Source organism: Flavobacterium sp. 1 (assembly GCF_002797935.1).
Lineage (GTDB): Bacteria > Bacteroidota > Bacteroidia > Flavobacteriales > Flavobacteriaceae > Flavobacterium.
In genome coordinates, this window is record NZ_PGER01000001.1 from 424,367 (window position 1) to 440,247 (window position 15,881).

At 33.2% G+C, this 15,881-nt stretch carries 12 protein-coding genes; 8 read left to right on the top strand and 4 right to left on the bottom strand.

Going from position 1 to position 15,881, the window contains the following annotated elements; all coding sequences use genetic code 11:
- The first annotated feature begins 52 nt into the window (after nucleotides 1–52).
- The 5 genes from CLU83_RS01955 to CLU83_RS01975 all read left to right on the top strand — a co-directional run bounded on the left by CLU83_RS01955 (nucleotide 53) and on the right by CLU83_RS01975 (nucleotide 4,234).
- Nucleotides 53–853: an SDR family oxidoreductase gene (locus CLU83_RS01955; protein WP_100430063.1), complete on the top strand. Its 801-nt coding sequence runs from the start codon at nucleotides 53–55 to the stop codon at nucleotides 851–853.
- A gap of 64 nt (nucleotides 854–917) precedes the next feature.
- Nucleotides 918–1,865 carry an NADP-dependent oxidoreductase gene (locus CLU83_RS01960; protein WP_100430064.1) on the top strand — a complete coding sequence of 316 codons (948 nt, stop codon included), beginning with the start codon at nucleotides 918–920 and terminating at the stop codon, nucleotides 1,863–1,865.
- Between the two features lie 8 nt (nucleotides 1,866–1,873).
- The gene (locus CLU83_RS01965) at nucleotides 1,874–2,257 is read left to right on the top strand and encodes a DUF4345 family protein (protein ID WP_100430065.1); all 384 of its coding nucleotides are present in this window, start codon (nucleotides 1,874–1,876) and stop codon (nucleotides 2,255–2,257) included.
- A 45-nt stretch (nucleotides 2,258–2,302) separates the two neighbouring features.
- Nucleotides 2,303–3,217 (top strand): alpha/beta fold hydrolase, encoded by a 915-nt coding sequence (locus CLU83_RS01970; RefSeq protein ID WP_100430066.1) that lies wholly within the window; start codon nucleotides 2,303–2,305, stop codon nucleotides 3,215–3,217.
- 12 nt (nucleotides 3,218–3,229) lie between these two features.
- Nucleotides 3,230–4,234, top strand: a complete 1,005-nt coding sequence (locus CLU83_RS01975) for an NADP-dependent oxidoreductase (protein WP_100430067.1) — start codon at nucleotides 3,230–3,232, stop codon at nucleotides 4,232–4,234.
- Nucleotides 4,235–4,737: 503 nt separating this feature from the next.
- On the opposite strand, the gene CLU83_RS01980 is transcribed toward CLU83_RS01975, so the two are convergent.
- The 4 genes from CLU83_RS01980 to CLU83_RS01995 all read right to left on the bottom strand — a co-directional run bounded on the left by CLU83_RS01980 (nucleotide 4,738) and on the right by CLU83_RS01995 (nucleotide 9,440).
- Nucleotides 4,738–6,327 (bottom strand): MDR family MFS transporter, encoded by a 1,590-nt coding sequence (locus tag CLU83_RS01980; protein ID WP_100430068.1) that lies wholly within the window; start codon nucleotides 6,325–6,327, stop codon nucleotides 4,738–4,740.
- A gap of 89 nt (nucleotides 6,328–6,416) precedes the next feature.
- A complete protein-coding gene (locus CLU83_RS01985; RefSeq protein WP_100430069.1) occupies nucleotides 6,417–7,496 on the bottom strand; it encodes an HlyD family secretion protein in 1,080 nt (359 codons plus the stop codon).
- Nucleotides 7,497–7,510: 14 nt separating this feature from the next.
- Nucleotides 7,511–8,824, bottom strand: a complete 1,314-nt coding sequence (locus tag CLU83_RS01990; protein ID WP_100430070.1) for a TolC family protein — start codon at nucleotides 8,822–8,824, stop codon at nucleotides 7,511–7,513.
- Entirely contained in the window at nucleotides 8,814–9,440 is a 627-nt protein-coding gene (locus CLU83_RS01995) for a TetR/AcrR family transcriptional regulator (protein ID WP_100430071.1), read from the bottom strand. Before CLU83_RS01995 ends, CLU83_RS01990 begins: the two co-directional genes overlap by 11 nt.
- Before the next feature lie 258 nt (nucleotides 9,441–9,698).
- On the opposite strand from CLU83_RS01995, the gene CLU83_RS02000 reads away from it, so the two are divergent.
- The 3 genes from CLU83_RS02000 to CLU83_RS02010 all read left to right on the top strand — a co-directional run bounded on the left by CLU83_RS02000 (nucleotide 9,699) and on the right by CLU83_RS02010 (nucleotide 15,862).
- Nucleotides 9,699–10,265, top strand: coding sequence for a DUF4494 domain-containing protein (locus CLU83_RS02000; RefSeq protein ID WP_100430072.1), 567 nt, complete (start codon nucleotides 9,699–9,701; stop codon nucleotides 10,263–10,265).
- A gap of 274 nt (nucleotides 10,266–10,539) precedes the next feature.
- Entirely contained in the window at nucleotides 10,540–12,555 is a 2,016-nt protein-coding gene (locus tag CLU83_RS02005) for a PAS domain-containing protein (RefSeq protein ID WP_100430073.1), read from the top strand.
- 385 nt (nucleotides 12,556–12,940) lie between these two features.
- Entirely contained in the window at nucleotides 12,941–15,862 is a 2,922-nt protein-coding gene (locus CLU83_RS02010) for a PAS domain S-box protein (RefSeq protein WP_100430074.1), read from the top strand.
- The last annotated feature ends 19 nt before the right edge of the window (nucleotides 15,863–15,881 follow it).

Consider the following 15,881-nt stretch of genomic DNA (forward strand, 5'->3'; position numbering starts at 1 on the left):
GCACTTGCAATTCGCAAGCAAAAATACGATTTAAATTTTAAAACAAATAAAAATGAGTAAGAATATTTTAATAACAGGTGCTTCTTCTGGCTTTGGTTTAATTATCGCAAACGAGCTACACAGAAAGGGCTATAATGTAATTGGTACAAGCCGCAACCCCGAAAAGTATGCGTCAAAGTTACCCTTCAAAATGATAGCATTAGATCTTGATTCAGACCAATCAATAAACACTTTGCCTGAAAGAATTTTCAATGAAATAGATCAGTTGGATATTCTTATCAATAATGCTGGCTTTTTAGTGTCAGGTATTGCAGAAGAAACGCCAATTGAATTAGGCAGGCAACAATTGGAAACAAACTTTTGGGGAACCATCAAGGTAGCTAATGCTGTATTGCCCTATTTTAGAAAACAAAAATTCGGTAAAATAATAACTGTGGGTTCAATTGTTGGACTCGTATCCTTTCCTAATGCTGCTTATTATGCCGCTTCCAAACACGCATTGGAAGGTTATTTTAAATCATTACGTTATGAATTGAATGAGTTTAACATCAGTGTTTCTATGATTGAACCTGCTGCTTTTAAAACAAGTATTTTAGATAATTCATCAACAACTTTAAATAAAATTGAAGATTACAATTCATTAAGGAGTAAAATTGAAAAATTCACTAACAATTTAGTAGAACAAGCTGAAGACCCTGCAATGGTTGCAGAAAAAGTGCTTAAAGTAGTTCAAACAGATAAACCAAAATTTAGAAATATTGTGGGTAAAGGCACTTCTGTCTTGATTAATTTACAGCATTTTGCTTATGGAATTTTAGAAAAAAATGTTCTAAAACAATTAAACAAAGCTTAAAACAAACTAAGTACCCAATAATAAATATATAACAATAAAAGTAAACAATTTAAAAAACAACAAAATGAAAGCAATAATTTTAAATGAAGCAGGTGGTGTTGATAATCTAAAATTTGTAGATATAGCAAAGCCAATTATTAAAAATAATGAAGTTTTGGTAAAACCAATTTCATTAAGTATAAACGTAATTGATTATAAAGTAAGGTCAAATAATGGAGCATTAAATTGGATTCTTGGTGCAGATAGACCAGCAATTATAGGTTGGGATTTGTCTGGGACAATAGTTGAAGTTGGTGATGCCGTAACCGATTTCAAAATTGGTGATGCCGTTTTTGGAATGGCAAATTTCCCTGGAAAGGGAAATGCTTATGCTGAATATGTTGCAGTGCCATCTACACATTTAACTTTAAAACCCACAAATATTTCTCATCAAGAAGCTGCATCGGCTACACTTGCTGCACTTACAGCTTACCAAGCTTTGGTAGAAAAAGCTAATGTAAAAAAAGGAGACAAAGTGTTAATTCATGCAGCATCGGGTGGTGTTGGACATTATGCAACACAAATTGCCAAGCATTTTGGAGCTTATGTAATTGGTACTTCATCAGCAAAAAACAGAGAATTTATTTTGCAAAATGGGGCAGACGAACATATAGATTATACAACAGAAAATTTTCAAGACATAGTTTCAGATGTTGATTTTGTGTTAGATACCATTGGAAGTGATACTATTTTAAAATCATTAGATATAACAAAACAAGGTGGAACAATTGTTTCAATTACAAATAGCAATATTTCTAATGAAGAGCTTGAAAAAGCAAAATCAAAAGATATTAATTTATCATTTTTGCTTGTACAGTCATCAGGTGAAAACATGTTGCAACTTTCACAGTTAATGGAAAAAGGAATACTAAAATCATTCGTATCAAAAATATTTCCTTTTGATGAAATGGCTGAGGCTCATTTGTATTTAGAAAAAGGAAGAACTGTTGGAAAAATTGTTGTGAATATTTAAGAATAGAAATGAAACAAATAATCAATATTTTAGTAGTGCTGGGGATTGTCCCTTTGTTTGTGCTAGGTGCAGTAAATGTATTTGCTCCTTTAAGTACTTTTGACTTATATGGTATTAAACCATTAGGGATAATGACTTATAGTACATTTAGAGGAGCCATAGGCGGTATGCTTATTGGTGGTGGTTTAATAATGCTTATGGGCTTAATCACCAAAAATAAAACTTGGTATCAATCTTCTTTATTGCTAATATCTGTAATACTCACTTGTAGAATTATTAGTGTACTATTTGACGGTTGGACAAATGATTTATTACCAGCAGTTATAACAGAATTGTATATAGTTGTTGTAATGTTTTTTGCCTCAAAACAAATAGATGCCTCTAAAAAGTAAATTTTTGATTCAAAACAATTCTTAAACAATTAAACAAAGTTTAAAATGAAAAAATATAGTCTTTCATTCATTATATTAGTTACGGCATTTACTAATGTATTCTCACAAACAAATAATTCTGAAATTATGACTTTTCAAAATGTAAAAACAGAAACCATATCGGTAAATGGCACAAAATTTTATTACCGAAAACTTGGTATTCTAAATGAAAGTGTTCCTGTTATTTTTCTAAATCATTTAGGAGCAACGTTGGATAACTGCGACCCAAGAATTTTGGATGGTATTGCTTCAAAGCACCAAATAATTGCCTTTGATAATCGTGGTGTAGGTGCTACCGAAGGTAAAACTCCAATTACTATTGCTGAAATGGCAAAAGATGCTATTGGCTTTATTAAAGCAATGGGATATGAGAAAGTGGATATAGTCGGTTTTTCAATGGGTGCATTTATTGCACAAGAAATATTATTGCAAGAACCACAGCTTGTACGCAGAGTAGTCATGACAGGAACTGGCCCTGCTGGCGGCGAAGGCATTAAAAATGTTTCAAAAATCACTTATTGGGATATGTTGAGAGGTTATTTAACTTTTAGAGATCCTAAATTTTACTTGTTTTTCAATCAAAATGAAAACGGAAAGAAATCTGCTAAAGAATTTTTAGCCCGAATAAAAGAACGAACTGAAAACCGTGATGAAAAAATTAATCTTAAATCTTTCAGTAATCAGTTAAAAGCCATTCATAGCTGGGGCTTACAAAAGCCACAAGATTTGTCTGTGATAAAACAACCTGTTCTAATTGCCAATGGCGATAATGATAGAATGGTTCCAAGCAGCAATACTTATGACTTGGCAAAACGCATTTCAAATTCTGAATTAATCGTTTATAAAGATGCCGGACACGGCGGAATATTTCAAAATCACGTAGAATTTGTAAAAAGGGCATTAACATTTTTGGCTAAATAAAAACTTAAAATAATGAAAGCATTCATAGTAAAAAGCTACGGAAAAAAAGAAAAATTGCATTTAACGGATTGGGCTGAACCAACAGTAAAAGAAAATGATGTATTGGTACAAGTTCATTCTGCGGGTGTCAATTTATTGGATTCACTTATTAGAAATGGCGAATTCAAATTGTTTTTACCTTACAAGCCACCATTTGTAAATGGTCATGATGTGGCTGGTGTTGTTACCAAAGTAGGGTCAAAAGTTAGTAAATTCAAAGTTGGCGATGAAGTATATTCTCGTGTATCAGATTATCGTATTGGTACATTTGCCGAATTCATTTCTATTGATGAAAATGACGTGGCTTTAAAACCAAAAAATCTTTCAATGGAAGAAGCTGGTTCAATTCCGTTGGTTGGTTTAACTTCTTGGCAGGCACTTGTCGAAATTGCGAATGTAAAAAAAGGCCAAAAGGTTTTTATTCAGGCAGGTTCGGGTGGTGTTGGCACATTCGCCATTCAGTTAGCAAAACATTTAGGAGCTTTTGTTGCTACAACTACAAGTTCAAAAAATATTGATTTAGTAAAAAGTCTTGGTGCTGATTTAATTATTGACTATAAAAAAGAAGATTTTGAAACCAAATTGAAAGATTACGATTTGGTATTGCATAGCAATAGAGACACAAAAATCTTAGAAAAGTCATTACGTATTTTAAAGTCTGGTGGTCAATTAATTTCGCTAGTCGGTCCGCCAACACCTGAATTTGCAAATGCAATTGGTTTGCCTTGGTATTTAAAATTGGTGATTAACCTATTAAGTTTTAGTGCAAGAAAAAAAGCGAAAAAAATGAATGTATCTTTTAAATTCTTATTTATGAGAGCAGAAGGTAAACAATTAGGTGAAATCACAAAATTGATTGAAACTGGGGTCATAAAACCTGTCATTGACATAGTGTTTCCGTTTGAGCAAACTAACCAAGCATTGTCTTATGTTGAAACAGGTCGGTCAAAAGGAAAAGTTGTTGTCAAAGTCAAGTAGTACTGTGTAGAGTGCTCGTTAAAGCTGCAGCTAACTTTGTATAACACGATATAAATTTTCAATATAATACATCCCAAAAGGTTTAGATTGGCGAAAGTTTTTATCGTTTTTATTCTTTTTTCAAATACAGAAAATAATAGTTATAAACCTATAAAGTGTGAATTTTGTTTGTCGTATCCGTTTTTTTTAGACTAACAAAAAAACTCCGAATCTCACTTGTTGATTAGTGAAGTTCGGAGTTCATTTTTTTGAAATATCGGCAAAAAAGCAAAATAGCTCCCTTTAGCCCCGATTGAAGTGAAAACCCTTTTGTGCCGTCTCGCCTCAAAAGACAAGAGGCACAAAAGGTTGTAATGGAAAACGGGACAAATGCCGGCTAAAAATGCCTAATGTTTCTGCTCCAAAAAGAAGCAATCTAACTTAGTCTTATATTTTGACAAAAGAAAAGGTCAGAAACTGGACTTTCCCAATTTCTGACCTTATAATTTCTAATCTCTAACTTTCTAGTGCATTGCTTCAGATGGATCTATTTTGTTTTTTCCTTTTTTGATGAAAAGAATTACCGGGATACAGCATAAAAACAGGATTCCTAAATAAAGGAAAATATCCATATAGGCCAAAACTGTACTCTGCTTCATTACGGAATAATCCATTACCTGATAGGCTTTTTGCAGTGATTCGTTGCTGGTAAAACCTTTGGACATAAAACTTCTCTGCAGGCCAATTACCCGTTGCTGTACTTCATATTTGCTGGGATCCAGATGGGCAACTAAATTTACTCTGTGTTCCTGACTCCAACGTGTGATAAAGGTGGTGATGATAGCAATACCAAATGAACCTCCTAGTTGACGCATCATTCCGGTAAAAGCGGCACCTTCTCCAATGTGTTTCCCTTTTAGGGTAGAAAGAGAGAGCGTTGTTATCGGTACGAAAAGTAAGCCCAATCCGATACCTCTTAGAATCAATGGCCAAAATAAATGTTCTACTCCAGTATCGGGAGTCATATTATTGTACATCGTAAAAGTAAAGAAGAAAAAGATTAAAAATCCAACGGCAACCATATAGGACTGCGGTACTCCTTTTTGAATCATATTACCTACTATAGGCATCATAAAAGCGGTGGTTATCGAACCCGGAATTAGTAGCAATCCAGCATCGGTTGCTGTCCATCCTAAGATTGCCTGCGTATAAATTGGGATAATTAATGTTGATCCATATAGTCCAAAACCAAGGATAAAACACATAACGGTTCCTATTCTCAGATTACCGTCTTTTAAAACACTTAAATTTACAATTGGGTGTTTGTAGGTAAGTTCTCTCCATATAAAAAGGATTAAGCCAAATACGGTTATTACGCTTAAACTTGTAATCAAGCTGTCATTAAACCAATCGTCTTGCTGACCGTGTTCGAGTACAAATTGTAGCGACCCTATGAATGTAGCCAATAGCACAATTCCCCACCAATCGACTTGGTTTGATTTTAATTTTTCTCCGTATTTTGGACTTCTTACGAAAGTAATAGCCAAAACAGTGGCAATAATTCCCAACGGAATATTGATATAAAAAATATACGGCCAAGAATAATGATCGACTAAATAACCTCCCAAAGGCGGCCCCAAAGTAGGTCCCACAATTACGCCCATTCCGTAAATAGCTTGTGCCATTCCTCGTTTGGCTACGGGATAACTCTCGGTGATAATCGTTTGTGCTGTTACTAATAATGCTCCTCCGCCAATACCCTGCACGAAACGGAAGGCTACCAATTCCCATATATTGTTTGCATTTCCGCACAGAAAGGAGCATACCGTAAAAAGGATAATTGAGGCTACAAAGTAATTACGTCTTCCAAATTGCTGTGATAACCAGCTGGTCATTGGAATCACAATAACATTTGCAATAGCATAAGCGGTAATTACCCAGGCTACGTCGGTTAGGGTAGCGCCAAGGCTTCCGCGCATATCGGTAAGCGCCACGTTTACAATGGTTGTATCAACGATTTCCAACAGTGCGCAAAGTACTGCTGTAATCGTAATAATAACGCGTCTAAAGCCGTATTCTACTAAATCGTCGTCTGTTGCTTGTACTTTTGTCATTTGTATGATTTATAAAGTAAGTATTCTAAAAAATTAAATTGATTTTTAAAAGATTTAATGGATCTTTTAAATCTGCAGTCTAAAAAATCTTACTTCAAACGTACGTCCACATCAACATTCATTCCTGGACGCAGTAATTTTACTTTCTCAGGATCATTTGTTGTATCTAAACTGATTTTTACCGGTAATCTTTGAATGGTTTTTACAAAGTTTCCTGTTGCGTTATCTGGCGGAAGCAATGAAAAACGAGATCCGGTTGCTGGTGAGAATGAAGTTAATGTTCCTTTAAAATCATAGTCAGGATAAGCATCTACTTTTATTGTTACTTTTTGACCGATAATCATTTTGTTCAATTGCGTTTCTTTAAAGTTGGCCACAACCCAAGCTTCATTGTTATTAATGATATAGAACAATGATTGTCCTTGCTGTACCAATTGACCTGGCTGGATGTCAATTTTTGAAACTTGTCCGTCAATAGCGGCAGTTACAACTGTGTAAGTCAGATTTAATTGGGCAACTTCGAGTAATGCTTTTGCTTTTTTGATATTGGCAGATGCTACTTCTGTCTGTTTATTGGTGACTCTTGATTTAGCTTCAATTGCTGATTTTTGATAAGAGCTGGCTTTTTGCTGCTGCTGTAAAATACGCACTTGGCTTTCTGCTTCTTGTTTAGCGGCCAATGCTTGTTCAAATTGCTGTTTCGTTATAGAGTGATTTTTGTATAAATTTTCGTAACGGGCATAATCACTTGCGGCTCTTCCCAATCTGATTTTTGCAGTTTCAATATTTCCTCCGGCTGATTGTACATTAGCATCCGAAACAGCAATGCTTGCCAAAGCGCTTCCAATATCTTCTTTGGCTACTTCAAATCCGCTTTCTGCCGCAATCAAAGTAGCATTTGCTTCTTCAATTTTCAATTGATAGTCTCTTTTGTCAATGGTAAATAAAGTATCTCCTTTTTTCACATAATCATTGTCTTTTACGTATACTTTGTTGATATATCCCGAAACTCTTGGGATTATCGGATTCATGTTTTTCTCTATTTGAGCATCATCTGTTTCTTCATGTCCTTGGGAATGAATGTATTTTGTTATTCCGTAAGTTCCTCCTGCAAGGATCAAAACCAATAGGATTATAATGAATTTGGCGTTTGTTTTTTTCTTTTCCATGATATTGGTAGTGGTTATATTTTTGAAAGGTTGAAGGTTTGTGATAATTGACCGGTTGCCGAAAGTAATTCGTAGTATTTTTGAATAACATCCACTTTGGCAATGGTTTCGCTTATTTTAGATTTCAGCTGTTCTACGTCGGCTTCCAGTAAATCATTGGTATCCGAAAGTCCGTTGTCGTATTTGTCTTTTACGATTCGGTAGTTTTCAGCAGCCTGTTCAACAGCTTGATTGTAAACTGTATTTTGTTTTATAGCCAAATCATAATTGGTAATTGCCTGCTGTACTTGAACTCTAATGTTGTCTTTTAAAAGTTCTTCGGTATTTTTTACCTCAAGTGCTTTGCTTTCGGCAATTTTTACCTGAGTTCCGTTTTTTAGGATTCCGCTGACGTCATACGATATACCAACACCAATGAACATTGCATTTTCCAATGTCATAATATTGTTTACGTTCAAAGCGGCATAACCGCCAGTCAAAGCTACACTAGGATAGTAATCACCTTTGGCGATTTTAATGTTGTTTTGGGTTGCTTTTTCCTGAAATTGAATTGCTTCCAGATCTTTACGGTTTTGAAATGCAGGCTGTTCATCTGTAGGAACTGAATTTGCAGAAAAGCTAATCAAATCACTTTCTGTTACTGCTAATTTTGTTTGTGAAGGCAGTTTTAGCAAAGTAACCAAATAGTAATTGATTATTTTTTCATTGTTCAACGCTTCATCAAGCGACAGCTGAATTTTAGAAACCTGAAGCTGGGATTTCAATAAATCATTACGCGGAATGATTCCGTTTTTTTCCAAAGCAATGAAATCAGTAACACGCTGTTCGGCGCTTTTTTGATTTTCTTTCAATAATTCGATGGTTCTTTGTGCTTTATACAGATTAGCATAATAGTTTATAACTCTCATGGCCACATCTTCTTTAGTTTTGGAGGCCATTGCATTTTCGGCTTGGAATAAATTATCCTGAAGCTTTATTCCGTTTTGAATTTTCATTCCTGCAAATACGGGGATTTTCAAACTCGCTTGACCTATGGCGATTCTATCTGGTGCCGGAAATGATCCTGCATCAAGTTCTAAGTGGACGGTTGGCTGCGTTAACTGAAGAAATTGCCCGGTAAGTTTTAAATCGGGGTACTGCGTGTTTTTAGCCGATTGTAATTCTTGTTTCTTGGTTTCTACTTTGGTATTCGCCAATGAGATCTCATTACTTTTTGTCCAAGCCAATTGTATAGCTTCTTCTAGCTTTAAACTGGTTTTGTCTTGGGCATTGATGGATGAAATTCCAATGAAGAACCCTCCAAAGAGCATTAAATAACTAACTTTCATATGTCAAGAGGGCTTTAATGGTTTGTTGAATGTGCATTGTTAAAGTTGTTTTTATATAGGTATTGTATTTTTCTTCGGTATCCAGATCTAACAGCGTTTGATAAAAAGGCCTGTTCAAATGAAAATGAAAATAGGTGCCCAGAATTGTTGTCGTAAGAAGCGGTACAACAATATCTTTTCTGAAAATCCCTTTATCCTGTCCATCTTGAATAATAGTTTCCAGTGATTTTAGATTCCCTTTTTTTAAGTCTGTAAAGGCCTTAAGGTTAATCACTCTTTGGCTTGAGGAAAATTCAAAGTGCATAATTTTATATATGCCTCTGTTGCTGTTTATCTTATCGATGTAAAGTTCAATAAGTTTGTGTATTTTTTGAAGCGGGTCTAAATCTTCAAGAGTCAAAATATCAATTTGTAATTTGATACCCGCTGCACGGTTCATAATGATGGCTTCCAATAATTGTTCTTTGGATCCAAAATAATAGGAAACCATGGCAACATTAATTTTGGCTTCCTTAGCAATGTCCCGTATTGAAGTACCGTCAAATCCTTTTTCTGCAAACAGCCTTTCGGCCACATGCAAAATCTGAATCTGTTTTTCGTTGAAATCCGTTTTCAAAGCTCTATTTTTAAATTCGCCACAAAATTAAACAACTGTTTAAATTAAACGATTGTTTAATTTTTCTTTAACTTATTTTTAACAAAAAATATAAAAATAAGTTTGGCATAAATTTACATAAATTAAACTATAAATTCTTATAAAATAATTGTTATTTATTTGATTTTCAATTTAATAAAAATTGTGAATATCTATTTTGTAAATTGAGCGTTTTTTTTTGTTTAAAATCTATCTTTGGCATCCTTAAAAAAAATCTTTATGAGCACAATTTGGTACGAATGCAAAGTTAAATACAGAAAAACAGATGAAACTGGGGGACAAAAGGTTACAACAGAACCTTATTTGGTAGATGCTTTGTCTTACACAGAGGCAGAGAGCAGAATTACCGAAGAAATGGCTGCTTATATTAGTGAAGAATTTAAAATCACCAATATAAAAATGGCTAATTATGCCGAAATTCATCCTTTTGAAAATACAGACCGCTGGTTTAAAACAAGAGTTTCTTTAATGGCCTATGATGAAGAAAGCGGCAAAGAAAGAAAATCGAATATGTATTTATTGATACAGGCAAACGATGTAAAAGAAGCTTTTGACAATACGGTTCATGTTATGAAAACAACTATGGGCGAATATTCAATTCCTGCTATTTCCGAATCTCCTATTATGGATGTTTTTCCTTATTTTTCGGGTGAGGATGGAGAACTGGAGCAATTAGAAAAGTTTAATGCCCGTAAGGATTCTAAACCAGTAACCGTAAAAGATTCAGATTTTGAAGATCCTATGGAATTTGAAACCGTTTTGGAAGAGGATGAACAGGATGCCTAAATAAATCAGTGCAACAGCACGTTTTTTTGAGCTATCAGACCCTTAATAATTTTTTTAGCAGCTAAGTTTTGAAATGTTTAATTGTATTTTACATTCACAAGACTTAGTTTTTTTATTTTAAGAAATGCACTAAAAAATGGATATAAATAGGGATTTGTCAGTAATAACTTGTACTATTTTTTTTGTTTTGCCATTTGGGTATTTTTTATTTTATCAGACTGTACTATATTTATAAAAAAAACGGATAAATTGGTATTCTAATAAAACTGAATATATGGTAGAGTCAAAAAATGAGTTTAGCTATCAGGAACTGCTTCAAAAAGTTAAGGAGCAGGAATTACTTATAGAAAAGTTAAATGATGAAAAGCAGGATCTGACCAATTTTGAATATTTCGTAAAAGATTCTCTTGATTTAATCTGCATAGCTGATTCCAATAGGTATTTCAAAATGGTTAATGATGCTTTTAGTGAAGTATTAGGATATACAAAAGAAGAATTGTTATCAAAATCATTTCTTGAGTTTATTCATCCGGATGATTTAGAGGCTACTTTAACCGTATTCCAATCTTTAACAGAATCGTCCCGAATAACCGATTTTGAAAACAGATATATTAAGAAGAATGGTGATTTTGTTATTCTGCAGTGGAAAGCCAATTTAAATACTGCTAATGATTTAGTTTATTCAATAGCCAGAGATATTACGGATATTAGAAAAACTCAGGAAAAATTATTATCCAGTGAAAAATCGCTGAATGAGGCTCAAAAAATCGCAAAAATAGGGAGTTGGGATTTTATTCTAATGACTCAGGAATTAAACTGGTCCAACGAATTATATGAAATTTTCGAATTTGAAAAAATACCAAATGATCCACAACTTTATAATAAATACTTATCCTGTTTTTATCCAAAAGATGTCGAAAAATTAAAAAGAAATATTGATAATACTATTGCAAATAAAATGCCTTATGAAATGGAGCATAAAATTATCCTGCCAAATCAAACCATTAAATGGGTATTCTGCACTGGAGTTTCAATAGTTGATAATAATGATAATGTAGTAGCTTTAAAAGGAGTTGTTCAGGATATCACTCAAAAAAAACAAATAGAAAACACAATAAAAGCAAAAGAAAAAGCAGAAGCATCCAATAAGGCAAAGTCTGATTTCTTAGCCAATATGAGTCATGAAATTCGTACCCCGCTTAATGGAATTATTGGTTTTACGGATTTGTTGCTGAAAACAAAATTTGATAAAGATCAGTTAGAATATCTCACTACAGTAAATGAATCTGCCAATACATTAATGGAAATCATTAATAATATTCTTGATTTTTCTAAAATTGAATCGGGTAAGCTGGAATTGATTTCTGAAGAAATTGATATTTATGAATTGTCAAATCAGATAATAAATCTATTCAAATACGAAGCCAATCATAAAAAAATTGATTTGGTGCTTTATATCGATCCTGCTGTTCCGCAATTTATAAAAGGAGATTCTTTTCGACTGAAACAAATATTAGTGAATTTATTGAGTAATGCAATGAAATTTACTTTTTCTGGGCATATCAAGCTAAATATTATACAAACAGAAGAGGATGATGTAATTTCTAAAATTAAATTTTCGGTAGTTGATACAGGAATTGGCATTGAGACACAAAATCAGCAGAAAATTTTTCAGTCGTTTATTCAAGCAGATAATACTACTACAAGGAAATACGGGGGAACTGGCTTGGGCTTAGCTATTTCGAGCCAGCTTTTGGCATTGAAAAAAAGTAAGCTAAAATTGACTAGTTCCTATGGAGCGGGCAGTGAATTCTTTTTTATTATTGCTTTTGAAAAAATCAGTCAAAAGCAAAGCAATCCGTCTGAGACAACGAATTTTGAAGAAAACAAATCCCCAGAATCATCTAATTCTCTCGACAATTATAAAATATTAATTGCCGAAGACAATAAAATAAATATGCTTTTGGCTAAAACATTAGTCAAAAAAATCGTTACCAACTGCACAATAATTGAAGCTGTAAATGGTTATGACGCTGTCGCCATCTCCAAAATTGAACATCCTGATCTTATTTTAATGGACATTCAGATGCCTGTTCAAAATGGTTATGATGCTACTATGGCCATTAGAAAATCCAAAACCATTATGCATATACCAGTTATTGCTCTGACAGCTGGAGTTCTAAATGGTGAGAAAGAGAAATGCATCAGCCATGGAATGTCAGATTACATTACCAAGCCAATAGTACACAATGATTTGGAAAAAGTACTCCATAAATGGCTGAAAAAGTAAGGCCAAAATGCTGTTTTTTGCATTACTACAAAAACGTAGGTTGCTCAAAAGAAAATAATAATAGTAACAGTTTGTTATTTTTGAGGCAATATCTTTATTAATTCTTTTTTTAAGATAAAAAATAACCTATATAAAGATTTCTATTAAAGTAAACGTTTTTTTTAAAGTAAATGGCATTCTAATTGTTTGTTAGTTACTGTATTATGTTGAATTTTTTTTATATCTTTAGTTTCTTGTTTTCCACTAAATTTTATCAAAAATCTCGAATTAGCATTTTGTTATAAATTGTGCATGCCATTTGGAATGCCACTATCTGATGCTTATTACATATACAAATGAAAAAGCGGTTCTATATATGATTTTATAACTAATACATTTTGCAGATATGAAAGAAAAATTACCATCTGTTGAAGAATTGTTACAAAAAATAAAAAAGCAAGAACATACGATTTCGCTACTGCAAAGAAAGATTGATTCTATTGCCAATTTTGAGTTTTTTACCCGAGAAACTTCAGACTTTATTTGTGTCTCGGATTTAAATAGAAATTTGAAAGAGTTTAATCTTGTATTCATTAATAAATTAGGCTACTCCAAACGTGAATTATTGCTGAATAGTTTTCTCAATTACATTCATCCAGATGATATTCCCGAAACAGAGTTGTCGATACAAGAACTTTTAAAAGAAAAGACGTCCATAATTTTTGAAAACAGAATCATTACAAAAAATGGCGAGCTTATAACGGTGCAATGGACTTCTATTATAAATCCTTCCAGAAATTTAGTCTATTCTATAGGCAGAGACATTACTGAAATCAGAAAAATTCAAAAGCAGTTATCGGCAAGTGAGAGTTTGCTAAATGACGCTCAAAAAATTGCTAAAATTGGAAGCTGGGAATTCAATATTGTAAATAGTGATCTGATTTGGACCAATGAATTGTATCATATTTTTGAAATAGAGAAAAGCCTTTGCGGTCCTTTATTTGAGAATTATTTAAATTATTTCACCGAAGAAGATAAAGAGATGCTGTATGGCAAGATAAATGAATGCATCCAAAGTAAAAAACCTTATGAGGTAACTCATAAAATACTGTTTCCAAACAATCGAATCAAATGGATTTATGGAACAGGAATTCCAGTGCTAAACGATAAAAATGAAGTTATAGCTTTGAAAGGAATTGCTCAAGATGTTACCGAAAAAAAACGAATAGAAAGTGAAATTCTGGCGAAAGAAAAAGAAGTTGAAATCATCAAAGACAAAGAGCGGGAACAAAGAAGCAATGCCAAGTTTAGAAACTATGTAGAGAATGCACCCGATGGGGTTATGGTAGTCACCAAAGAGGGACATTTTTTGGAGGTGAATCCTGCAGCATCTAAGATTACAGGATATTCAAAAAACGAATTATTAAAAAAATCACTAATTGACTTAACTCCATTTAATTTTTTGCCAAATATTAAGTCAGTATTTAGTGCTCTTTTTCTGAAAGAAACATCAAAGGATATTATACCTTTTATGCATAGTGACGGAACCATACGGCTCTGGTCAATTGATGCTGTTAAACTTTCAGAAAAGCAAGCTTTATTGTTTGTAAGAGATGTTACCGAACGGGAAAAAGCTGAAATAAAATTAAAAGAAAGTGAGCTGTTTTTAAAAGAAACTCAAAACATTGCTCAAATAGGAACCTATAGCATTAATATGTATACAGGAAAATGGACACGTACCGATTTACTGAATACTATTTTGGGGATTGATGCTGATTATGATCTGGATGAAGAAACTTGGGCGGCTTTAGTACATCCGGCTTGGAGAGAAAGTTTGGCGGCATATTTTCAAGAAGAAGTGATCAATAAAAGAAAGCCGTTTGACAGGGAATATAAAATCATAAGAGTAAACGATCAAAAAGAGCGCTGGCTTCATGGAATAGGAACTTTAAAATGGGACGAAGAAAACAAACCTTCGGTTGTATTAGGAACTATTCGTGATATTACCGAGCATAAATTATTAGAATTAGAATTGATTAGAGCCAAAGAAAAAGCCGAAGAAAGCGAAAATGATCTGTACATAAAATATATTGAACACGAAGAAATAAACGAGCAGTTAAAACAAACCAATAAAGAATTAAAAAAGGCTAAAATTCAAGCCGAAGAAGCTAATAAAGCCAAATCGGATTTTTTATCCAATATGAGTCATGAGATTCGGACACCATTAAATGGGATTGTAGGTTTTACCGATTTGCTGATGAAAGCTGAACTTGATAAAAACCAATTGGAGTATATGTCAACAGTCAATATTTCTGCCAATTCGTTAATGGAAATCATTAATGATATACTCGATTTTTCAAAAATTGAATCGGGTAAATTAGATCTTCATTATGAAGATGTTGATCTCTTTAGACTGCTGCATCAAGTAATCGAATTGTTTAAACACCAAGCGAATCTTAAAAACATTAATTTAACCCTTGCAATTGAAGAAAACATTCCCCAATATATATATGCAGATTCCATCCGGCTGAAACAAATATTAGTGAATTTAATTAGTAACGCATTAAAATTCACTTCTTTTGGGCATATTAGATTGGATGTTGAACAAATTAAAGCAGGCAAAAAAAAGGCAATTATAAAATTTTCTATTAAGGATACCGGTATTGGAATCAAGCATTACAATCAAAAGAAAATTTTTAATTCATTTGTTCAAGAAGACAGTGCCACTTCCAGAAAATTTGGAGGTACAGGTTTAGGTTTGGCTATTTCTAATTTGCTGTTGGGATTAATGAAAAGCAGCCTGCAGCTGAAAAGTAAGTACGGCGACGGAAGTGATTTTTTCTTTTTCATTAAATTTAAAAAAGTGGCTGCCCCAAAAGATACGTTTGCTGAATTGATGCCCCAAAAAACAATTCGGAAAATAGCAAACACAAATAGTTTGGGTACATCGCGCATTTTGATTGTAGAGGACAATAAAATCAATATGTTTCTGGCAAAAACATTAGTGAAAAGAATTATTCCGAATGCAATTATTTTAGAAGCTTCGGATGGGCAGGAGGGGGTTGAGCAATTTGAAATCAATAATCCTGATTTGATTTTAATGGATATTCAAATGCCTATTAAAAACGGATATGATGCCACTATTGAAATCAGGAAACATAAAAAAGGGGATAAAATTCCGATAATAGCTTTGACTGCAGGAATTATGGTTGGAGAAAAAGATAAATGTCTTGAATATGGAATGAATGATTATGTTTCTAAACCAATAATAGAAGAAGATCTGGATGCTATACTTCAAAAATGGATGCTTCAGAAACAGTTGCTATAGCTGTTCTAAAAATTCGATT